This is a genomic window from Metallosphaera cuprina Ar-4 (genome assembly GCF_000204925.1).
GTDB lineage: Archaea > Thermoproteota > Thermoprotei_A > Sulfolobales > Sulfolobaceae > Metallosphaera > Metallosphaera cuprina.
On record NC_015435.1, the window covers coordinates 1286099 to 1308055 of the forward strand.

23 protein-coding genes are annotated in these 21957 nt (G+C 42.0%); 5 read left to right on the forward strand and 18 right to left on the reverse strand.

Annotated features, from left to right (window positions below; genetic code table 11):
• Window positions 1–74: 74 nt before the first annotated feature.
• Window positions 75–599 (reverse strand): class I SAM-dependent methyltransferase, encoded by a 525-nt coding sequence (locus tag MCUP_RS06670; RefSeq protein WP_013738023.1) that lies wholly within the window; start codon window positions 597–599, stop codon window positions 75–77.
• A 227-nt stretch (window positions 600–826) separates the two neighbouring features.
• On the opposite strand from MCUP_RS06670, the gene MCUP_RS06675 reads away from it, so the two are divergent.
• Complete coding sequence (locus MCUP_RS06675; protein ID WP_013738024.1) at window positions 827–4054, forward strand: S53 family peptidase; 3228 nt, start codon at window positions 827–829, stop codon at window positions 4052–4054.
• Here the strand turns inward: MCUP_RS06675 and MCUP_RS06680 are convergent, their stop codons facing one another.
• The 6 genes from MCUP_RS06680 to ilvD all read right to left on the reverse strand — a co-directional run bounded on the left by MCUP_RS06680 (window position 4055) and on the right by ilvD (window position 10090).
• The gene (locus MCUP_RS06680) at window positions 4055–4399 is read right to left on the reverse strand and encodes a hypothetical protein (protein ID WP_013738025.1); all 345 of its coding nucleotides are present in this window, start codon (window positions 4397–4399) and stop codon (window positions 4055–4057) included.
• Window positions 4400–4463: 64 nt separating this feature from the next.
• Window positions 4464–5822 (reverse strand): hypothetical protein, encoded by a 1359-nt coding sequence (locus tag MCUP_RS06685; RefSeq protein ID WP_013738026.1) that lies wholly within the window; start codon window positions 5820–5822, stop codon window positions 4464–4466.
• Window positions 5823–5881: 59 nt separating this feature from the next.
• The gene (locus MCUP_RS06690; protein ID WP_237697975.1) at window positions 5882–6658 is read right to left on the reverse strand and encodes a hypothetical protein; all 777 of its coding nucleotides are present in this window, start codon (window positions 6656–6658) and stop codon (window positions 5882–5884) included.
• Between the two features lie 51 nt (window positions 6659–6709).
• Window positions 6710–7783: an aspartate-semialdehyde dehydrogenase gene (asd, locus tag MCUP_RS06695; protein ID WP_013738028.1), complete on the reverse strand. Its 1074-nt coding sequence runs from the start codon at window positions 7781–7783 to the stop codon at window positions 6710–6712.
• A 65-nt stretch (window positions 7784–7848) separates the two neighbouring features.
• Window positions 7849–8367: a hypothetical protein gene (locus tag MCUP_RS06700; RefSeq protein WP_013738029.1), complete on the reverse strand. Its 519-nt coding sequence runs from the start codon at window positions 8365–8367 to the stop codon at window positions 7849–7851.
• 49 nt (window positions 8368–8416) lie between these two features.
• Complete coding sequence (gene ilvD, locus MCUP_RS06705) at window positions 8417–10090, reverse strand: dihydroxy-acid dehydratase (protein WP_013738030.1); 1674 nt, start codon at window positions 10088–10090, stop codon at window positions 8417–8419.
• Between the two features lie 309 nt (window positions 10091–10399).
• On the opposite strand from ilvD, the gene msrA reads away from it, so the two are divergent.
• Window positions 10400–10948, forward strand: coding sequence for a peptide-methionine (S)-S-oxide reductase MsrA (gene msrA / locus MCUP_RS06710; protein ID WP_048057560.1), 549 nt, complete (start codon window positions 10400–10402; stop codon window positions 10946–10948).
• A gap of 7 nt (window positions 10949–10955) precedes the next feature.
• Here the strand turns inward: msrA and MCUP_RS06715 are convergent, their stop codons facing one another.
• The 5 genes from MCUP_RS06715 to MCUP_RS06735 are packed head-to-tail and all read right to left on the reverse strand — an operon-like array spanning window position 10956 to window position 14082.
• Window positions 10956–12029, reverse strand: a complete 1074-nt coding sequence (locus tag MCUP_RS06715; protein ID WP_048057561.1) for a TGS domain-containing protein — start codon at window positions 12027–12029, stop codon at window positions 10956–10958.
• Between the two features lies 1 nt (window position 12030).
• Entirely contained in the window at window positions 12031–12657 is a 627-nt protein-coding gene (gene rnhB / locus MCUP_RS06720; protein WP_013738033.1) for a ribonuclease HII, read from the reverse strand.
• Complete coding sequence (locus tag MCUP_RS06725) at window positions 12654–13349, reverse strand: 60S ribosomal export protein NMD3 (protein ID WP_013738034.1); 696 nt, start codon at window positions 13347–13349, stop codon at window positions 12654–12656. Before MCUP_RS06725 ends, rnhB begins: the two co-directional genes overlap by 4 nt.
• 5 nt (window positions 13350–13354) lie before the next feature.
• A complete protein-coding gene (locus tag MCUP_RS06730) occupies window positions 13355–13651 on the reverse strand; it encodes a DUF424 domain-containing protein (RefSeq protein ID WP_013738035.1) in 297 nt (98 codons plus the stop codon).
• Between the two features lie 8 nt (window positions 13652–13659).
• Window positions 13660–14082 carry a translation initiation factor IF-2 subunit beta gene (locus MCUP_RS06735; RefSeq protein ID WP_013738036.1) on the reverse strand — a complete coding sequence of 141 codons (423 nt, stop codon included), beginning with the start codon at window positions 14080–14082 and terminating at the stop codon, window positions 13660–13662.
• Window positions 14083–14137: 55 nt separating this feature from the next.
• Here MCUP_RS06735 and MCUP_RS06740 point away from each other — a divergent pair, with 55 nt between their 5' ends.
• Both MCUP_RS06740 and MCUP_RS06745 read left to right on the forward strand, forming a co-directional pair.
• Window positions 14138–15394 (forward strand): tRNA (N(6)-L-threonylcarbamoyladenosine(37)-C(2))-methylthiotransferase, encoded by a 1257-nt coding sequence (locus tag MCUP_RS06740; protein ID WP_013738037.1) that lies wholly within the window; start codon window positions 14138–14140, stop codon window positions 15392–15394.
• 33 nt (window positions 15395–15427) lie between these two features.
• The gene (locus MCUP_RS06745; RefSeq protein ID WP_013738038.1) at window positions 15428–16618 is read left to right on the forward strand and encodes a thiolase family protein; all 1191 of its coding nucleotides are present in this window, start codon (window positions 15428–15430) and stop codon (window positions 16616–16618) included.
• 192 nt (window positions 16619–16810) lie between these two features.
• On the opposite strand, the gene MCUP_RS06750 is transcribed toward MCUP_RS06745, so the two are convergent.
• From MCUP_RS06750 to MCUP_RS06765, 4 genes are all read right to left on the reverse strand, one after another.
• The gene (locus MCUP_RS06750; RefSeq protein ID WP_013738039.1) at window positions 16811–17353 is read right to left on the reverse strand and encodes a KH domain-containing protein; all 543 of its coding nucleotides are present in this window, start codon (window positions 17351–17353) and stop codon (window positions 16811–16813) included.
• A complete protein-coding gene (locus MCUP_RS06755; RefSeq protein ID WP_013738040.1) occupies window positions 17353–18000 on the reverse strand; it encodes a serine protein kinase RIO in 648 nt (215 codons plus the stop codon). The genes MCUP_RS06750 and MCUP_RS06755 overlap by 1 nt, the downstream gene beginning before the upstream one ends.
• Window positions 18001–18105: 105 nt before the next feature.
• A complete protein-coding gene (locus tag MCUP_RS06760) occupies window positions 18106–18432 on the reverse strand; it encodes a translation initiation factor aIF-1A (RefSeq protein ID WP_013738041.1) in 327 nt (108 codons plus the stop codon).
• 213 nt (window positions 18433–18645) lie between these two features.
• The gene (locus tag MCUP_RS06765; RefSeq protein ID WP_013738042.1) at window positions 18646–19164 is read right to left on the reverse strand and encodes a hypothetical protein; all 519 of its coding nucleotides are present in this window, start codon (window positions 19162–19164) and stop codon (window positions 18646–18648) included.
• A 220-nt stretch (window positions 19165–19384) separates the two neighbouring features.
• Between MCUP_RS06765 and MCUP_RS06770 the strand changes: the two genes are divergently transcribed.
• Window positions 19385–20149: an enoyl-CoA hydratase/isomerase family protein gene (locus tag MCUP_RS06770; RefSeq protein ID WP_013738043.1), complete on the forward strand. Its 765-nt coding sequence runs from the start codon at window positions 19385–19387 to the stop codon at window positions 20147–20149.
• On the opposite strand, the gene MCUP_RS06775 is transcribed toward MCUP_RS06770, so the two are convergent.
• Both MCUP_RS06775 and MCUP_RS06780 read right to left on the reverse strand, forming a co-directional pair.
• Entirely contained in the window at window positions 20132–21127 is a 996-nt protein-coding gene (locus tag MCUP_RS06775; RefSeq protein WP_013738044.1) for an ABC transporter permease, read from the reverse strand. The genes MCUP_RS06770 and MCUP_RS06775 overlap by 18 nt on opposite strands.
• Entirely contained in the window at window positions 21127–21852 is a 726-nt protein-coding gene (locus MCUP_RS06780; RefSeq protein ID WP_013738045.1) for an ABC transporter ATP-binding protein, read from the reverse strand. The genes MCUP_RS06775 and MCUP_RS06780 overlap by 1 nt, the downstream gene beginning before the upstream one ends.
• Between the last annotated feature and the right edge of the window lie 105 nt (window positions 21853–21957).

Sequence of the window (21957 nt, forward strand, 5' to 3'; positions counted from 1 at the left end):
ACATTAATTCGTTGCGAGTTTGTAACGTTCAATTATAGCTGCAGATCTGTCTTAACGGTGTTCCCCAAGGGGTCCTAAGACGGCCGGTTAACTTTTTTCGCTAAATAATAGAAAAGCGCGTTCTCCTCCCTATAGAGCGTTTCTGTGAACCCCTTCAGTTCTTTCCTTTCCTTCCTAACTATTACAGGGTCTACCAACAGGAACGAACCGCCTTCCTTCAAAACCCTATGTATTTCTGAGAACAGGGCTTCCCTTTCGTTTTTCCTCAAATTGTACACAAACATGATAGAGTAAATGAAGGAAAAACTAGATTCAGGGAACGGTAACTTAAGATTCGGCCTTTCAATACGTATGAAATCTACGGAAGCCTTCTCCTCATCCGCGTTCCTTTTAGCCAGTTCAATTGGGAATTCATCCCATATGTCAGCTGCTATGATTTTCTTATTCCACGCTTTGGACAATTGAATCGGTATAAGGGAATTGCCACTTCCTATATCTAGGACGTCTCCTTCAGTTTTAAATTGTATTAATCTTTTTAAAATAAAATTTTGTTCATCAAGCGTTATTCCCATCCTCTTGACAGGGTAGTATGTAGGCAAGGCTTAGCACACTGATAGAGGTCATTTTCCACATTTAAACATGGATATAAATTAAGTCTAAAAAGGTTGAGGAGGCTCTAAATTAAGGTTTTTAGAAATCAATTTTGATACCTCGAGTTAGAGTTCAGGAAAAGAAATGTTCAGAGAGCGTTAATCAACTCTTAAATTCCCAGATATGAGAACTTTGTTATGATAAACTTTTTGATATTACACTTCTACCTTTGCCTATGATAAAGGAACTCATCTTAATTACATTAATGTTAAGCCAGGTGATACCTTTTGCTCACGTCAGTCAGCAAAGTCTATTGAACAGCATCTCACCAAATCAGTTGGTAACTGTATCAATAGTGGAAAAACCGCAGAACCTAGAACAGCTTCAGATGTTAGTCCAAGAACATAAGGTTTTGAGTCGAGAGCAAGTTCAATCTCTATTTATACCCAAATCAGATATAGATAGGCTCGTAAGTTATCTGAACAGCGTGGGTATTAAAACTCAAGTTTACATGAACGTCATAACTGCAACAGGCGCAGCTGAACAGTTCATCAAGGCCTTAGGCGGCCAGTTTTACGTAGAGAGGTTTCACAATTTGACCTTTTATCAATATGTTGGCGTAAACTCTCCGCTGGCTTCGAACGCTTACGTCTTCTCAACGAACTTAACCTCTCTTCTCATTCAAAGACCAAACACCTTGATGAATGTAACGCAGGCAGTGGCTTACTCTGTGGTAACTCCGAAAGAGCTAATGCAGGCCTATAATGTCACTCCATTACTTAACAAGGGAGTTAATGGGACTAACGTGACTATAGGAATATTGGACTTTTACGGAGACCCTTACATCCAACAGCAGCTACAGGACTTCGATAGAAGCTATAACGTTAGTAACCCTCCTTCATTTAAGGTAGAGAGCATTGGTGCGTATAATCCTAATGATGGGATAGCTAACGGATGGGCTTTAGAGATATCGTTGGACGTAGAGTACGCTCATGTGTTAGCTCCTAACGCTGGGATAGTACTTTACGTGGCTAATCCAAACGTTACGTTACCTGAGGCCATAGCTTATATAGATCAACAAGACCAGGTATCGGTAGTGTCACAGAGTTTTGGTATTCCTGAGATATATGTAGACCTAGGGCTGTTGCCGCTCTCTATGGTTCAATCGATGACCTATGAGTACTGGCTGGGTGAGGTAGAGGGTATAACTTTCGTTGCAGCTAGCGGAGACAGCGGAGGAACGGGAAATAACTTCTACCTCTCACCTCTTGGGAATTTAGTCCTTCCTGCCTCAGATCCATACGTTTTAGCCGTGGGTGGTAGCTCATTGTATTACTCCAACGGGAGTTCCACACAAACAGCCTGGAGTGGAGAAAGCCTCTTTGGAGCTAGCACAGGCGGATTCAGCACCATATTCCCTAGCCCCTGGTATCAAGGAGCTGAGGGATTCAGGATGGTACCCGATGTGGTAGCGGACGGTAATCCATATACAGGCGTCCCTGTAACTTATTACTATAACGTCTCGGAGCTAGTAGGAGGAACCTCATTAGCTTCACCTCTTGTCTCAGCTATAATTGCCTTAGCAGTACAGGTGCACGGAAGGCTCGGGTTCATTAATCCTTTAATTTATTCTCTGAACGGAACGAAGGCCCTCTCACCGATAAGTTTCGGATACAACACACCTTACGTCGTTAATGGAACTCCTAATCCTGTCACTGGTCTGGGATACATCAATGCAGGTTATTTTGTTTCGCTTATTAGTAAGTCTCAAACGTTAGCTGTAGCAGTTCAGAACACTACTTACGTTGACGGGCAGACCGTTAACGTGATCGTTAAAGGTCCTTCCTCTTTACAGCCTATAGCGAAGTTGTTTAACGGAACGGCTTACTTAGGGGAAATCCCTCTTAGTTTTAACGGAACGTATTGGGTTGGAAGTTTTATAGCGCACGGATCTGGAACGCAAGAACTTATAGTGACTCAAGGAGATAACTCGTCCGGGACATATTTTACTGTGGGAATTCAAGCTCAATATATCTTGCCTCAGGTTGCACTCTATCCAACCCCAGGCAATCTGCCCGTGCTAGTACACTTGACCTATCCAAACGGAACCACGGCCTTCTCCAGCTCTCAAATAACGGCATATCTCTATGCCTATAATCCAACTACAGGTGAGGAGACTCTGATCTCCACTGTCAAGTTAAGCCATCCCTTATTGTTAAATTTCAGTCAGTTTGGAATTACCATAACTAACGCTACAGATTACGAGTTCGGCTCATTTCATCTAAATTCTTCAATGGTTAGTGGAATTTATTTGGTTAAACTATCTAACACTTTTGGGTTCGACGAGTTCGTTTCCGGGATATATGTAGTTCCTTATATCATACCGCAAGTAGCTACGGAACCCCTAGTAGTGTCTCCTGGGGAGAACTTCACTCTGGCAGTTTTCACTGAAACCCTAGGATCACCTAACGTTACCGTGAGCTTCATTAAGAACGGAATATATTATTTTAACACTACGGTGAACTCAATTGAAACATCATCAGGCCAGTTCTACGTTCTCCAAGCTGAACTGCCTAAAGGGATACCATCTGGCTACTATACCGTAGAGGCTAGGGCTACATATAATTTCACTAATTACACTGCGCAGGGCATCGGAACGACACAAATATACGTTTCCCCCTCATCCGTTCATCTCTCTCTTAACGGACTTCAAGAGACCGCGTTACAGAACTCCTCCCTATTAATTAATGCTACTATAACTTATCCTAATGGCACTCCAGTAAAATACGGTACGTTCACAGCAATAGTTATTCCTGCTTACTTACAGAGTTCCTTCGACTCACTCTCTATATCTAACGCCGTGCCTCTAAGGTACGAAAACGGTAGCTGGATAGGCTACTTTGACCTCCCATCAGGGGCCAACTCCAATGGATTAGGTCTGTCTCCTTACGGTTTGGCAGGTCAATGGTTAGTTTACGTAAGTGGTGTCTCTAGTGAAGGCTATCCTGTAGATCTTGGATCGTCTCTTAATTACGCTAACTTAAATATTATACCTCAACCGTCTGCAAGTTTTACACTAATGCCTTACGTTCTAACACCAGTCTTTAATGGAACTTCAGGGTACAACCTTTACATCTTAAATGCGACGATTATTAATCATAATGCTACTATTATAAACTCAGTTATATATAATCTTACAGCTATAAACTCTACTGTAAGCTTAATTAACACTCAAGTGTTTCACTATAGACTGGTGAATAGCAGCCTGTTAAATAACACAGCAATAACTCCCGTGCAGATTCTTACGACCAACTCAGGACACATATCCTTGCCTAAAGCTAGTGGAGTTAACTCTTCTCATACAAATCAAAATTCAGTTTCCCCAAATGAAAACCCAGCTATCGCACTTATCATATTAATCTTCGGTTTATTAGTGGCCGTTTTGATTTTGAAAAGAAAATAATTATGATATTTTAGTAATCATGCCAACCCAACTCTCTTGGTCATACATCATGTATTGAACCTCCATTTGAACCCTTTTAGTACCTACCTTGGTTTTTATTTTCAGATTATATACAAAATAGTATGTGTTTCCATCAGTTTCAACTTCCGCCCCCTTAGGAAACTCTACAGAGTAATCATATTTTTCAGAAATTTCTTGAATTTTAGCAGTTAATTTAGTAATAATGGCTTTTATGGAATCCCCATATAAGGGTTCAAAGGTTATAGCTCTAAGCTCTTCCTTAAACGCAGAAATGCTTTCGGTTACTCTAACTCTTCTTGTCTTTTTCCTGGTTTTTGCATCCACATCATACTTAAAGTTGCTGAGAATAAAAATACCTTGGTTTATAGCTCAATATTCTCACATGCAGTTACCAAAAGTAGTCTTCAAAAAGTTTCCTAACCTTCCAGCCCTCTTCCTCAAGCCAGAGTACTCCGTTCTCTATTTCTCTTCTTAACAGCTTTATGTTGTCTGGAAGGGCGGGGTCGGTTACCTTAAACAGATTAGTCAAACTGTCATTTATGGGCGTGGAGATGTTGTTCAATTTTCCTCCTATACTTCCTAAATTCAGAAACGACTTATTCTTACCGCTATAAATAAGTCCTGAAATTGCAAGCGATGTGCTGAGCGCGTCCCTCACGAGTAGCACTGGGACTATAGCCTCAACTCTGTCCTCTATGTATATGGTCCTTCTAGCTAAGCTTGTAATTTGATTTAGCTCTCTTTTCTTGTTTTCCTTTACTCTTTCAAACGAAGCTATCACATCGTTACCAGTTTTTCTTAGAAGCTCGAGCTTGCTGTCGATTTTCATCAACTCCTCTTTCTTCTCTTTTTCAAGCGAGTCTATCTTTTGTTTTAATACCCTAATTTCAGAAAGGTAAGGCTCTAGCAGCTTATTTAATTGATTGTCCAGGTCTTTTAGTATTTTTTCCTTAGCTGATTCTAGAGTTGCTGCTTGCCTTTCTGACACTTTTCCACTTTCTACGTCAAGTCTCGTTTTGGCCATAACCCCATAAATCTCCGCTATCTTTGAGGAGAACTCCAATGATTTCTTCTTAACCTCTTCATAAGCTAGTGGTTTCTTAACTTTCAATAACTGCTCCATCTCATCGTTTATTCTTTCTATTTGTTGATCATACAATGATTCTGTTTTTCTCCTCTCTTCTGCTAGTTTACCAATAAACATCTCTGATATTGCGGAAAAACTCCTTTTATACTCCTCTAATTTTTCCAACTCCCCTGTTATTATTTTCTGGATTCTCCTCCACTCCTCTATCTCCAGCGAGATCACATCATCTGTTATTTTCCTCTCTAACAAGATAGTAGGTAGCGGGACTGAGGGGTTCTTTACGAATGGAGTTATATCCTCGCTTATCAACCCTTTCAATCTTACGGTTTCCACACCTCTAGGCTCGAACCACGGTACGTTCCTAAGAACGTTTAGGAACTCATCAGGAGTGGTCAACTTTGAAAAGGAGTTCAGGTAATGCTCGTAGTCGCCAAGTACAACCCTATCAAATTTAGTATCTATTTGTCCAGTCTCATCAAATGACAAGTAGCCACCCAGTTCCTCCATTCTCACTAACTGTACCGGCCATCCAATTAACGTGGCGGAAGTCACTTTAACCTTCCTAGATAACGCTTTAGTAAGAGCAACCGCTAGTTGTCTTTCTGGAGTGAGCGGAGATCCGTTCGCATCCACAACTAACGCTATGTGTACAGTTTTCATCTAAGGTATTAGATACTTCCTCGATATTATAATTTTGAGGTTTCCAATTCTGGTATCGATCAAATGTAATTAGATATCTCAAGGATTTTCCTCTTTATCCCTTCTAGCGTTTCTAGAAATCCTGTATCTGCTAATTGATTTCCTTTAAGGACCTTCAAGCCCTCTGTGATGCCTAATTCTGTAAGCAGCTTATCTAAATACCCGCTCCTTTGTCCGGATAAAATCAAAACGTAACTCTCATTCTCTTTCAGGAAATCGTCTAGTTTACCAGCCAATCCAAACGCTTTGAGCGACTGTTCTCTCCTTATGGTTTTCGCCCACGGATGTCTTACCCTCACTTCTTCCATGGTTTTACTCTCATACGCTATATCGTTTAGCACTTCTAGTAAGTCTCTTCTATCATCCTCCCTTCTTTTCTCAACCAAATCGTTTATGAAAGGAAAGAAGTCCTGAGTGATTTTGACTTCCCCATATTCAGGGAAAGGATACGTTGAGTTGCCCATCGCGTCCTCCCTTATTGAGTTGAATGCAGCTTTTACGTCCTCCTTTATTTTTTGAACCTGGATCGGTCTGTTCAGTAAAACTGAGGACATGCCGATAATAGATACCACGTCTAATGTTATCAGAAGTTGAACAGCTTCGTTATAGCCAGGCTGTGCAAGTTTAGGATAGAACTTTGTCTTCAGATAGAGTTTTGGCCAATTGATAATGTTAGACATTATAGGGCTCTTTGAGTAGTGAATTTTCATGTAATAACCGCCGTTAAGTCTCCTATAGACGAACACGGCTTTCTCCTTTTCAATGCCAACCTTCATTGCTAATTCAATGAAGTCCAAATGAACACCATAAGGAGAAAAAGAAAGGGAGATTAAAAACTAAATCCAGTTTTACCTTTTGTCTATGTATCCCTTCTCTACAAGAAGCTCTGCTGTTAGGACTCCTCCACCAGCTGCCCCACGAACAGTGTTATGAATTAACGAGACGAAGCGCATAGTTTTTGGATTAACTTGCTTTAGTCTACCCACCACAACGCTCATACCAGGTGGATTCCCGCTCCATCTGTCGAAGAAGACCTGAGGTCTCGCGTCCTGTGTCGTAACTATTATAGGTTTGTCTGGAGCAGTGGGTAGCTTCAGCTCCTGAGGTTCTCCGCGGAAGTTCTCCATGGTCTCCATTACTTTCATTACATTGGTTTCCTCCTTGAATGTAACGTAGGCTACCTCATAATGTCCATGAATCGTAGCTATCCTATGCGTTGTAGCGTCTAACGTCACTTCGTTTATGCCTGGTTCCTTAACGTTTCTCCTTACCTCGCTCAATATCCTTGTTATCTCCTTAACCGTCTTAGCGTCGTATCCATCTCCGAGAGGTAGCGCATTGTCCACAATATCCAATGAGGCTATTCCTGGATATCCTGCACCTGACAAGGATTGCATAGTGGTTATCATAACCCCGTTCATTTTGAAGTTCTGGTATATGGGGGTTAGAGGGATGGCAGCACCCTGGGCAGTGCATAGTGGGGTAGTAGCTATGAAGCCTTTCCAATCTCTCCTCTTTCTTTGCTCATCAATTAAAGTTACAGTATGGGGATTAACCTCAGGTATAATCATAGGTACGTCCATATCGAACCTATGATCAGGAGAGTTACTTATCACATTGAAGCCCAGCTTAGCGAACTGCTCCTCTACAGGTCCTGCAGCTCCCTGCGGTAATGGTGAGAAGACTATGTCCACGTCGTCCATTAGTTTTGGGTCAGTTGGTTTAACTTCTTGATTAGCTATCTCCTTAGGGACCGTGCCCATAGTTTGCCATCTTACTATTTCACCGTATGGCTTACCTACGGATCCCTTTCCTGCTAAATACGCTGGCTTAATGTAGGGATGGTCAGCCAACATCCTCACGTACTCTATGCCGACCAATCCTGTGGCCCCCAGAATAGCGGCCTTTAAGGTTCTCCTCATAAGTATCACTATCTATTCTGTACTTGTAGAATATAAACTTACTTTAACCATATAAGTTCCTCATTTTATACTCCTATAGAAATAAAAAATGACTCTACAAATCCGCTAACAGTAAGAGTTACTGCGACCAAACCTATGACTAGAACGTAAGTTGATAGTTCTCTCTTCCAGTATCCTCCTAGAATGGCCTTCGTGAAGAAATAGCTCTCGGTCATCATTGCAGTGTAAGATAGGAATTCGAGCCAGAAAAAGGGTAGAAAGGCCTCTAGTGTAGGTAGAGCCACCCCAGGAATTCTTTCTAAAGATCCTATTGCTGAAAAGGCGTAGCCGGTCTCTGCTAAAATGAAAAGTCCTGCCGGTATGCCAATGAACGGAAAGGACATGAAAAGGGAAAGGAAAAAGTTATGCCCTGCGATGGAAGTGCCCATGCTTACTAAGCCCTGGTTCGTAGTCACTGTAGAATTCAAGGAGTTCAATATCTGCTGTCCAATTTGCGGAGAGGATGGGATTGCGGAAACTACAAAGAGGATGGTAACGTTGACTATCAGAAACATGAAGTAGATCTTAACTCTGTTAATATCCATAAACGAAACATTACCTTTAAAGGAAAAAAGACTTTTCGAAAGTCTTACATCACGAAAGCACAGCTCCCTTCGCTGAGGAGTTTACTAGCTTCGAGTATTGAGCTAGCAACCCAGTCTTATATCTAGGCTCAGGAGGACTCCAATCTTTTGTTCTCCTCTTTAACTCCTCCTCGGAGAGATCAACGTCTAGCCTACCCTTATCCGTATCTACAGTTATCACGTCTCCGTCATTAAGAAGGGCTATAGGTCCTCCTACTGCGGCCTCTGGGGCTACATGACCTACCATTAATCCTCTGGTGGCTCCTGAAAACCTCCCGTCAGTAACTAGGGCTACCTTCTCGCCTAGACCTTGGCCAACTATAGCGCTAGTAACGGCAAGCATCTCCCTCATACCTGGACCACCCTTAGGCCCTTCATACCTAATCACCACTACTTCTCCCTCCTTGATTCCACCCTTAATTACCGTATTGAACGCCTCTTCCTCGGAGTTGAACACTCTTGCAGGACCCTTATGATACTTTATTTTAGAAGCTGAAACTTTAACTACAGATCCTTCTGGAGATAACGATCCCTTAAGTATCCTCAAGCCCCCAGCCGGCATGAAGGGATTAGATAACTCTCTCACTATATGATCGTGTTTAACGTTAGGAAGTATGTACTCTTGGAGATTCTCCTTCATGGTCTTCCCTGTTACGGTGATCACATCACCGTGAAGTAAACCGCGATCCAGTAACTTCTTGAGAATTAGTGGTGCCCCTCCCACTTTGTAAAGATCAGCCATAACGTAGTCTCCACCAGGCTTCATGCTCACTATTTCTGGAACTCTCTTGCTTATCCTATCGAAGTCGTCTAACGTTAGATGAACCCCTGCCTCATGAGCTATGGCCAGCAGGTGCAACACACCGTTTGTTGAACCGCCACTTGTCATAAGTAACGTAATAGCGTTTTCAAACGCCTCAAAGGTTAATATCTCTCTGGGCCTCAGTCCAACTTCCATGATCTTCATCAAAGCCCTACCAGTTTCCTTAGCGTATTTAGTTCTCTCCGAACTGACTGCAGGAGGAGTCGCACTTCCAGGTAAGGCTAGACCAAGGGCTTCAGATAGTAAAGCCATTGTGTTTGCCGTATATAGCCCTCCACAGGCCCCGGGGCCTGGTATAGCGTTATCTTCCATAAGTCTTAAGTCTTCAGCTGTTATTTTCCCAGCCGCATATGAACCTACTGCCTCATATACGTCTCCTATAGCTATATCCCTTCCTTTGAAGTTTCCTGGTAGAGTAGTTCCTCCGTACATGTAGACTGAAGGTATGTTGAGTCTGGCCATAGCCATCATCAGGCCTGGCTGAGTCTTGTCGCAGCCACCCAGCGCCACAAACCCATCATATCCGTGGCCGTTAACCGTTAGCTCAACGGTATTAGCGATGATCTCTCTACTCACTAGAGAGTACTTCATTGCCTCACTTCCCATAGCTATGCCGTCTATTACAACCGGTGTCGTGAACGTTCTAGGAGTCCCTCCAAGCTCTCTTATACCTTCTTTAACTACCTGTGATAAGCCCATAAGGTGTATGTTGCATGGACCGGCCTCGTTCCAAGCTACAGCCACCCCAACTAAGGGTTTCGATATGTCCTCATCGGTCAAGCCCATAGCTTTGAGGAAAGCCCTATTAGGAGCCTTCTCAGGTCCTCCGTAAACCTTGTTAGATCTAGATTTATCAATCATGGACTTAAGGAACGTTTAAAAATATTTAACTATTTATGTTCCTAAATGATTGAATTGGTCTTTGCTGAAAAGGTGATGACAGCACGTCAGGATGACAATCCCATCCAACTCTCGAGTATTTGAAGCCTTGATGAATGCAATTTTGTATAATTCAACGTTGAGATCTTCCGTAATTTTCGCTTAGTGGTTTGCGTTAGCTCTCCTAAATCTAAAAAGAGCCACCTTTAGCGTTTTATGAAGGAGCTCTCGAGGAAACATGTTTAAGCATTTTAGACTGATTTTTAAATATTTATAACAATCATAGTTCTTATGGCAATCAATTTAGAGATGGCGACTTTGGGTGGAGGTTGTTTCTGGTGCACCGAGGCGGTTTTTTCTAGGTTGAATGGCGTGATTAAGGTGGTTTCAGGTTACGCAGGGGGATGGCTTCCCAACCCAACCTATGAAGATGTCTGTTCGGATAGGACCGGACATGCAGAGGTTGTTCAAATAACGTTTGATCCAAACGTTATAAGTTATAGGACACTCCTTGAGGTGTTTTTTGATATTCACGATCCTACAACGAAGAACAGACAAGGTAATGATGTGGGCTCCCAATACCGTTCAATTATTCTTTATCACAATGAAGAGCAAAGAAAAATTGCCCTTGAAATTATAGACGAGCTGAATAAGACCAAATATCACGGAAAAATAGTTACAGAGGTGGTTCCGTTTAAGGAGTTCTATCCTGCCGAGGACTATCATCAAAGCTTTTACGACAGGAACAGGAACTATCCTTATTGTAGAGTAGTCATTGATCCTAAGATCAGGAAATTGATGACCAATCATTCCAGAATCATCAAAATTAAGACTTCTTAACGTCTCTTCACTTAACGTGTATCTCAACTATGTCTTTGTCCTCTAGAACGTGATCCTCTCCAACCCTTTGACCTGGAAACCTGGCAGATCTTCCCCACACTCTGGCATATTTAAAGTTCTCAGAGAGCTGGCTATGTAACTTCTGAGCTACGTCATATACTGTTGACCCTCTCTTCATAAATAATGGATCTGTAGTAGGTTCCTCCATCGGTTCCTTCGTGTATACCCTTATTACGTCAAGGCTGTTAAAGAGCTCCATCTTGAGCCTCCCAACATCGTTTATAGGAACTACTGGTATTCCCTGAACCGTAAACGGTTTAACGGAGGCTATGACGACAGGCTTGAACGTGATTGCTTCAAATAACGATTTTTCGACATCGTCTAACGTTACCTCTCCCATAATCTTAATCACTGCAGACTTAATGCCGAACTCTCTCATGTAATTTTTAATCTCGTCCTCAGTTGTGCCAACAAGTCGACCTAATTGTACCACTCTTAGTCCCTCCTTGCTACTCCTAAACCTTTCAATAATTACCTTTCCCTTGGGTTTCCCCAAAATGATGTTATTGTTTTCCAGGAAATCCTTCATCCTGTAGAACTCGTCTACGTCTTCTAGAACCATTAGGATAGAGTTTGAATTTCTAGCTAAGCCTAACAGCTTGCTCACTATCATCCTAGAATCAAGGATTATCTGGGGAGGATTAACTAGTTGAATCGGTGAATCCTCAAAGTAACACATAGCGGGAACTGGGTAATCTTTAGGATCTTGTTTCACGTTAGTTAGATTACGAACGAGTGGGTTCTTCAACTCCTCCTTTCCTAAGACAAGGACTTGGCCAGCGCCCTCCTTCTCTATGAAGAAAGAAAATCCTCCACCCTTAGTTTTCCTCCTTTGTTTCTCGGCCTCCTCCCTTAATTCAGATAACCTCCTCTTGGCCCAATAAACCAGGTTCTCCGTACCCTTGTGCTTCGGTACGCTGCTTAGGAAATCCTGAATTGCCTTAATTTTCTCCTCCGGCGTCTTAGCGTCCATTACTCTAAGCCATTTAGTTTTAGCTTCAGCAGGGAGGTTAGTAACCAGTTTAGATCACCTTCTCTACGTAAAAGGAAGGAGCATATTTTTGCAATAATTTCCACGACTTCCTTATAATATTTGGCGGTTCCTCTCCTTTGGAGACCAAGTCCTTTACCCATCTTATAGTTTTTGGATCAGAGGGATATCCGCTTCCGAAATCTCCGTACTTTAGTTTTAGTCGCTCTATTATGTTGTCCCTGATGACCTTGGCTATTATGCTAGCCGAGCTCGCCTCAATGAACAATTCGTCTGCCTTATGAACTACGTTAGCAACAAATCCTAGTCTCTCTATCAGCTCTATTACTTCGGTCTCCTTTCCTACTTTATCTACAGTAACGATTTTGGGATTTAACCACGAGAGGGAACTAATAATTTCACTCACTTTCCTATAGGTTAGAGCGTTGAGGTTGTTACTATCTATTTCAAGAGGTTCAGCTTTTGCCACTGCAATTCCCTTACTCCTCTCGATAATAGCGTTGAATAGTTCCTCTCTTCTCTTCCTAGTTAATCTCTTGCTATCCTTCACGCCAAGCTCTTTTAGTTCCTCTCTTCCTTTTTCATCTAAAACTATACCCGCAACTATCATTGGACCTATAAGACATCCTCTCCCCGCCTCATCTATACCCAGGTTCATAACCTCAGGGAGATTACTAATTTAGCCTCCCTTTTACCTCTTTTTATTCTTTCTCTCTGATAACTCTCTCTAGTTTCAACTTTCACTTCACTGGTAAACTTGGACACTAACCTCTTTGCTATGGCCCTGTTCATGAAATAGTAATCTATTCCTTCCTTCAGGATCATGACGTCAGAGAGGTTGCTAATATCTTCGTTAGAGAAGAACGACTCAAAGAACTGCTTTTCGTCCAATGAAATGCTCCCTGATTTTGACCTAAGCTGGACGATAACCTCATAATACTTACCTCTCCTTTTTACACAAGAAGGGCAGAGCACCGATTCGATCTTTATCGGAATCTCTCTCTCGACGTCGAACTTCTCCCCCTCTATCGATCCTGTTACCTTCACTACAACGTATTTAGTTCCAGATCTGTCAGACCGTATCCCTGCAGGCTCAGAGTGATACTCTTCGACGTGCTTATCTAAGCTAATAGACGATAGAACCTCCTCCTCAATCTCAGACTCTAAGTCGTTTCTGAATTGAACCCATCTTCCCTTGAACTTCCTAGAGCCACAAACCTTACACGTTATCACTTCTATTTCCTTAGGCGTTTTGATTATTTCTCTGGTCTTAATGTAACAGGAAGTACAAAGTCTATCTATAAGCTTTACCTCTTCCCTCCCGCAGAGCACGCAAAACCTTCCCGCCATGAAAATCACAGGTTATAGATTTGAGCAAATTTCACCCCTGATACGGACAACACTGCGTTCCTATGAACGAGTCCCCTTCTCATAGCTTCTTCTATAACTTTATCCCCTATCATGCTAACCACTGTGGCCTCTTCAACTAGATTGAGAGCGTAGTCCATCTCCACCTCTTCCCCTCCATAAAACTCCTCGTTGACGTTTAGTATAACCTTATCCTCTCTAAACTCCTTTCCTAGATACTCCTTCTCGCAAATGTTGACGAAGACGTGACCCTCTCCCCTTATCACGTTGAGTACTACCCTCATTGTCTCACTTAGAGCGGTTTCACTGAGTTCTTAGCTCCGCACGCTAAGCATTGAATATACCATATTTTCTTATCCTTAACTAGGACAGTATCAAGGCTTTTACATGTGGAGCACTGAACGTAAGTTTTGATAAACCTGTCCATAAACGTGTTCACTATTGATGACGAGAACTTACCTTGTATAGAAAGCTGCCCGTTTTCGGAGAGTGACCCTGCTGCAGCCAGCTCCTTTAAGAGATATCTCATGCATATTTTGTCCTCTCTCCTGATCCTATCGCAAAATTCCCCAAAGTTCCTGATAATAGTGGTGTTCCCTATGTTTATAATAGATAGAACCGGCAGAGCCTGTGTCTCTGAAGCCAAGTCCTTCTTGGGCAATTTAATGTAAAGTCTGTCTAAGAGAGCGAAATACTGCTTATCGTCTTTATTCATGAAGCTCAATTAACTCTATATAATCACGGAGTTAAATATGTGACTAGTTGAAGCAATGAAGGTTTATTTTGAGACTTACGGCTGCGCCCTTAACAAGGGAGACACTTACTCAATGATGTCTTTACTGAGAGAAAGGAACCACGAGATAGTAGAGACCCTTGAGGGTGCTGACGTTGTGGTCATAAACACATGTGCCGTCAGAATGGAGACCGAGGAAAAGATGAAGAAGAGGATAAGGGAACTCTCAAAGACTGGGAAAAAACTTGTTATAGCTGGCTGTTTGACTGGGGCTCAACCAGGGTTGGTTAGTTCGCTTTCGCCGAGCTCTTCAATGATAGGACCTCAGTCTATAAGTGACATAGTTAAGGTAGTGGAGAGTAACGAACGTGTGATCAGCCTAGATAGCAAGACCCCTTCGATCCTTCCAAGAGTTTTTGACGGGTTAATATCCGTAATACCCATAGAGGACGGTTGTGCTGGTAACTGCAACTTCTGCATTACGAAACTGGCTAGGAGGAACCTGAGGAGTTACCCCTTAAGGAACATAGTTGAAACCGTGAAGAGGATGATCTCTCAAGGCGCTAAAGAGATCGAACTCACTGGGCAAGACACCGCAGTATATGGACTGGATATGGGAGGTAAGGTTACGTTACCAGACGTAGTCAAGGAGGTCGCTTCTCTAGAAGGTGATTTCATGATAAGGGTAGGGATGATGACACCAGAGATGGCAATGAGACATTTGGACTCTATATTAGAGGCTTGGGAAAACCCTAAGGTGTACAAGTTCTTTCACATACCAGTCCAAAGCGGTAACGATAAAGTATTGAGGGAAATGAACAGGAAATACACAGTAGATGAGTTTAGAGCAATTGTTAAAGAGATTAGAAAGAAGTTCCGTTTAGTGAACATTACGACAGATATCATAGTTGGACATCCTGGAGAGGACGATAGCGCATTCGAAGATACGTTAAATCTGATGAAGGAGCTCAGGTTTGAGAGGATCCACATAGCGATGTACTCTATAAGGCCAAACACAAGGAGCTCTATGCTTGCTCAAGTTCCAGGCCCGATTAAGAAGGAAAGACTGAAGAGAGCCGTATCGCTCTATGAGGAGTTATCAAGGGAAGTGCATAAAGAGTATCTGGGAAGACAAATGAGAGTCCTGGCTTTAGAGAGAGGAAAGGACGACACTATTATAGGCAGGACGATAAACTACATACCAGTGATCTTGAGTGACGCAGTACTAGGGAATTGGTACGATGTGAAAATTGTAGACTCTTCGTTCTTTGATCTTAGAGGAGAAATTGTTTAAAAAGTTTAAATTATTGTATACAGATGAGATTCTATGAACGAAGTTTACATAGTTTCTGCTGTGAGGACGCCTATTGGTCGCTTTGGCGGCTCGCTTAAAAGCGTTAAACCCGTAGACTTGGGAGCAATTGTCATAAGGGAGGCTCTGAATAGAGCCAATCTAGATCCTTCTAGAGTCGAAATCACTATAATGGGAAACGTTCTGAGGGCAGGTCATGGTCAGGATGTGGCAAGACAAGCAGCACTAAAGGCTGGGATACCTTGGGAAGTAGACGGTTATTCCGTAGATATGGTATGCTCATCAGGGATGATGAGCGTCACTAATGCTGCCCAGATCATAAAGAATGAGGACGCTGATATAGTGGTAGCGGGAGGAATAGAGTCAATGAGTCAGGCCATGCTAGCTGTTAGTTCTGAGGTAAGATGGGGCGTTAAGTTTCTCTCCGGTAAGAGCTTAAGCTTCATCGATACTATGTTACAGGACGGTCTTACCGATCCTTTCAATTTCAAACTGATGGGACAGGAAGCTGATATGGTAGCAAAGGAAAGGGATATATCTAGGAGGGAGTTAGACGAGATAGCACTTGAGAGCAACAGGAGGGCTCATCAAGCTTGGGAGAAGGGTATATTTAACTCTGAAACAGTCCCAGTTAGGCTAAACGAGGGTAAGCTAGATAGAGATGAAGGGATAAGGCAAGATACTAACTTAGAAAAGTTAGCGTCACTTAAACCAGCGTTCACGGAAAACGGTGTGCATACTGCAGGGAACTCCTCGCAGATCTCTGACGGTGCAGCTGCTCTAGTTCTCATGAGTGAGAAAGCGGTAAAAGAATACGGAGTGGAGCCGGTGGCCAGAATCATGGGTTACTCTTGGGTAGGCATTGAGAGCTGGAGATTCACTGAGGCTCCAATTTTCTCCATAAAGAAGCTCTTGTCTAAGCTTAATCTTACAGTAAACCACTTTGACTACTTCGAGAACAATGAGGCTTTCGCGGTTAACAACGTTCTCCTTCATAAGTTCCTGAACGTTCCCTATGAAAAGCTTAACGTTTTCGGTGGGGCTATAGCAATAGGACATCCTATAGGGGCCAGCGGGGCGAGAATAATTGTAACTCTCTTAAACGTATTGAGCAAGATGCAGGGAAAAAGAGGAATAGCGAGCATCTGTCACGGTACTGGCGGATCTACTGCTCTAGCTGTAGAACTGATGAGACCTATCGGGTGATCACGTTTAGTCTTTACGTTCCCTTATTGCGTGTTTATTTTGAGTCTCACTTGTTAGCGAGAAATCTTATCAAGGATCTGATAATTAGCGAATCGCAACCATAAGTCTGATGAGGTATCCGTGTAACTTGATCTAGAAAGATTTGCAGAACCTATCTTAAGAGGTTACTCGATCTCGCTTCAAGCTCAAATATTAGGTTAGGCCTAGCTTCTCTCTCCTTAGACTTGATCTATACCTAACTAGCTCCTCTTCGGCTTTGTCTAAATATCTGTAAACTGTAGAATGTTCCTTTCCTTTCAATATAAGTTCTAGAGCCTTTTTAGCTATAGGGATCTGCTCGTAAGTACCAATGAGAGCTACGTGATGGTCAGACACAACTATTGTAACACCAGTATATTCCTGTATGATCCTTTTAGTCTTTCCACCCTCCCCTATAATTCTCCCCTTTATCCTGGACATAACAGCTTTGTCATGGGATAGCTGTTTCAAGTCTATAACGTCAAGGATGTACTCTTCTCCTATCAACTTGAACGCGTCTGAAACAGGTACGCCAAGGCCTAAAGCGTTTATTACTGAAACTGTTTTTAAAGCTTGATACGGATTCTGATTCTTTGGATCTACAATAAAATTCTTAGATCTCTCATCATAAAGTATTTCTATTCCCCCAGATCTCGATAAGTCAGATAGAAGGGACTTAACTAGTTCTAACTTCTCATCCGGCACGCTTACAAACATTAGTTCTCCAAGCTAGATAAACTAAATCTATCTAATAACTCTTTTTCGGGTATAACGTCGATACCTTTACTTTTAAAGAACTTATTAACGTTAGCTAGGTCTCTGGCTAACAGTTCCAGAGATCCGTTATCCTTAAGCGGTAAAGCCTGTCCTACATCAATTATGTAAGCTTTATCATCTTTTACCATGATATTGTATTCGCTCAGATCTCCATGCACTAGTTGAGCTTTGATCACCATAGTCTCAACTTGAGCCAAAACGTCTAGGTAAATGTCCTGCGTAACCTCATCTAGCTCCGCCAACAGAGGGGACCTGTTTATTCCATATCCTATAAACTCCATAGCCAGCACGTTTTTTATTAACAGATAGGGTTCTGGAACTCTTACGCCGGATTTATACATCTTTAAGAGGTTGCTGAACTCTTTCCTTGCCCATCCGTATATGAGCTCTTTCGTACTACTGAACTTGGAATTAATCCTATTATCAAGTGAAGTGTATTTCCTTATAGCCCTCTTGTGAGAGGCCGTTGACGTGTAATATATCTTTAGAGCTATAATCTTATCCGAGCTGTTTTTAGCAGGATACACTTTGGCTTCCTTACCTGAGGCAATAGCACCTAGAACAGATTCAACGCTCAATCTCCTCATAACTTGAATTACAGCTAGCGAAGTAGAGCTATCAAAAGTGGAATCGACGGTCTTAAACTCGTCCTTATCCCTTCTTCTCTTCTCATTTTTCTTTCCTATTCTCTATCAACCTCTAAGTTGATCAATTACCTCCCTACTAATTACCTTTTCCTCTGCTAATCTCTTTATCTCATCGTTCATATATCTATAAATTATGTCGGCCTTGTTAGGTTGGAAGTCCCACGGTGCGGCTAACACAACGTCTCCCTCTTTTATCCAAGTTTTCTTCCTCATTCTACCAGGTATTCTGGCAGTCCTTTCCTTCCCGTCGAGACATAATACAATTATATGTTCAGCTCCTAACATCTTTTTAACTACACAGATGACTTCCCCTTCTTGCGGCTTCGGCACATCCCTTGACGGTGCCTGATCTGATCTGTCTTTTTTAGGCAACTAAACGAACACCTTTTTCATTACAACGATAATGGAGAACATTAAAAACTTATTTTAGTTCTTCCAAGTTGTGGAATAATTTCTATGCAAGTGAGCCTTCTATTAGTCTTTGTCTTGTACGTATCTAATTGAGGTGCCTTAGTTAATACAGGTCTAGGCTAGAGAACTTAATAAGGATAAAGATCTTCCAAAGCGTCTACAAGTTACTTAAAGTTACGTAGTTAACGATTCTAACGTTCCATGTAACGTGGAGAGAACGACCTTATCATAAGATCTAACTATCTTCTTGTTCCTCTCATCCTCCAAGAACTTTTTCAATTCATCATTCTTGTTGTTTAGAGCTAACCTAAAGAAATTGAATAGGATTTTCTTAGGTTCGCTTAGGATCTCTTCTGTAATGACCAAGTTAGGTTTTGGTGTCATCATGAGGGTTAGGTGGGTGCCATCTAGTTTCGCTATCATGGCTAGTTTATATGCGCTATATTCTTTAGTAGGAGATCTTTTTGTAGCTTTCACTTCAATGAAATATTTGTTTCCGTCCCTCTCTGCTTCTATATCATGAGTAGGTAAATCAACTGACTTTATATTTACGAAATTCATCGATTCTAGAACTAATCTGGCTCTGTACTCCATTGCGAATCCCATAATTATACCTTTAGCCCTATCTATTGCGTATTCAATCTCATCCTCAGAAAACCCATACTGCTCCTTAAGCAGCTCTAGGGCGTTCACGATACTTTCATCCTTATCAATTTCGTCTATCCATAAAAAATATTTCTACAGAGCGGGCTTCTAATTAAAGAGTCTTTCTCTTACCACCTTCCGCCACCTTTCACGATGAAGAAGGTTGTACACATACCTCGAGTTTTTCCTGAACTTTGCACGTGTTCGGTGAAACTATGATAGGAGAGAGGTCAATATTTATACCCCTAACCTCATTATAGTTTTTGTAATGAGTGTAGAGCTAGAGAAGAGGAGAGGGTACCTTTATCTTTCGTTTAACACTGGAGGAAAATATAACACTTTCAATACCAGGTTCATGTTAGATATGCTTGACACGCTATCAGAGATTGAGAAAATAAGGGACCCTCATTTCCTGGTCATAAGGGGTAGCAATGGTAACTTTGGGGCTGGAGCAGACATTAGAGAACTATTGAAGGCATCTAACGATAAGGAGTACGCTAAGGTGTTTTTCGGACACATGAGGGATCTGTTCGTAAAGCTTATGTCCATAAACAAGGTAACTGTTGGTCTAGTTGAGGGAATAGCTTACGGTGCGTCTATGGAGCTCCTCCTTGTTCTAGACATAGTTATAGCTAAGAAGGGAACAAAGTTTGCGGCGCCAGGAGGTAGACTGGGAGTCTTCCCTCCAGTTCTCGTATCGATAGGACCTTATTTGCTGGGCCCTAGGGCATCCAGGAAGCTAGCCATGCTTGGAGAGGAGTTAGACACCTCTCTAGCAAAACAGGTTGGACTTTTAGATTATGAGGCGGAAGACCTGGACAAAGAGTTGTTAATCGTTCTGAACAGACTTAAGGTTATGTCTCCTTCTGCTCAAGTTAGGATGAGAAGGTTGATATTCTCGGAGATGATTTCCAGTCTAGATAAGGCTTTTGAGGAGGTAGCCACTCAAGTTATATCGGACGAAGCTAGGGAAGGGATAAACTCCTTCTTCTCCAAATCTACCCCTTCATGGACCTCAATCAGTTTCTCTTAGCTTCATTAACTTTCCACCAAAATATATGAAAGTAATAGTGAATATTATTATATATACTAGGTCAAAAGTCGAAGGTATGGTGTTGTAAACTGAGACGTCCCTTATTACGTTATTGATTATAGAAAGGGGTTGATACTCGACTATGGGTCGCAGGGTGGGAGGAAACGAGCTCTCTGCGAAGAATGCGTTACTTAAGAACATTAAAGGGAAAACCACTATGTTAGCTACAGTTTGAGCTACGAAGAGTTTATCCTTTGGGCTAAGACCGAAGATAACCGCCCCTAGTCCAGCAAACATTAGCGTAGCAAGCGCAAGGAATCCTATAAAGGAAAGGCTTATCAGAGGAAGGAAGCCGAAGGCTAAACCTAACGCCAATATTGGAACAGTAGAGATCAAAGTGATCACTATTTCATATATGATGAAACTTATCACCCATTCGTAACTTTTGAGAGGGGAAGCCGCCAATCTGTCAACTAGTTTATCTCTATAATAACCGGCTCCAACTCCCGTAACTCCGAATAAACCGTTTGAAAGGGCTATTACTCCAATCATTCCTGAAATAACGTAGTCATAATATGTGAAGCCTTGCCGCTCCACCGTTTGAAAGTTTACCGTTTGACCGCCTGTGACGTAGCTTTGAATCAAGGCCTTAAGTGATGGGATGAGATAATCGTCCTGTTGGGGGTAATATAGGGTGAAAGTATCGTTGTTTACAGAAACGTAAATGTAGTTATGAAGTAAGGCCTGTTTTTCATTAGAGCCTACTATCCCTGAGAAAAGAACGCTATGGTTTAGATATTCAGCAAGGCCACTATCTCCATTAACGACAACCGTAACGTGTGGTTCGGCTGCAGCCCCAAAGCCGAAAGCGAAGATTATGGTAAGAAATAAGGGGAAAAATATTACAAAGAATAAAGTAGTCTTGCTGCTCAGGTTATCCTTTATGATTGCCCAAGTCGTTATCAAAACGTTCCTCACTAAGAATCACCCAGCGATTCCATTAGGGCCAGGTAGGCTTCTTCCAATGACTGTTTTCTAAATTCCTCCATGAGCTCTAAGGGAGTGGAAAGCCTAACTATTTTTCCATCGAATATCACGGCAACTCTGTCTGAAAGCTTTTGCGCTTCGTCCAAATAATGAGTGGTGAGAAGCACAGTTACACCTGCATCTCTCACGCGTTTTATTGTTTCCCAAACGCTCCTCCTAGATCTCGGATCCAGTCCCACCGTTGGTTCGTCCATGAATATTAGCCTCGGAGATCCAGCTAGCGAACAAGCTACTGCGACTCTCCTTTTATATCCTCCTGATATGTTCCTGAACTTGGTGTTCCTGAAATCAAGGAGATCTAAGCCCTTCATTATTTCCTCTATCTGAGACTTATCTCCTCCGTACAGTTTCACGAAGTATGATATGTTTTCCTCGACCGTGAGATCTGAGAACCCTTGAAACTCCTGAGGGACGATTCCCACTCTTTCTCTCACTTTATCGCATTGCTCAGGAACGATGTATCCCATGACCTCCACTTTTCCTCTGGTAGGTCTTATCATGCAAGTTAAGATCTTAACGGTAGTAGTTTTACCAGCTCCGTTGGGTCCCAGAAGAGAAAATATTTCACCGCTGTTTACCGAGAAAGTTATCCCTTTCAACGCCTCCTTATCTTTTCCATATATCTTCCATAGATTTTCAACGTTGACGATTCTCATAAACCTTATTATGAAGGAAGGGAATATAATTAATTTATCGTAAATCCGTTATTACTCTGATATCCAAAACGTTATTTAAAAATTGATCCCAATTTTAGTGAGAAG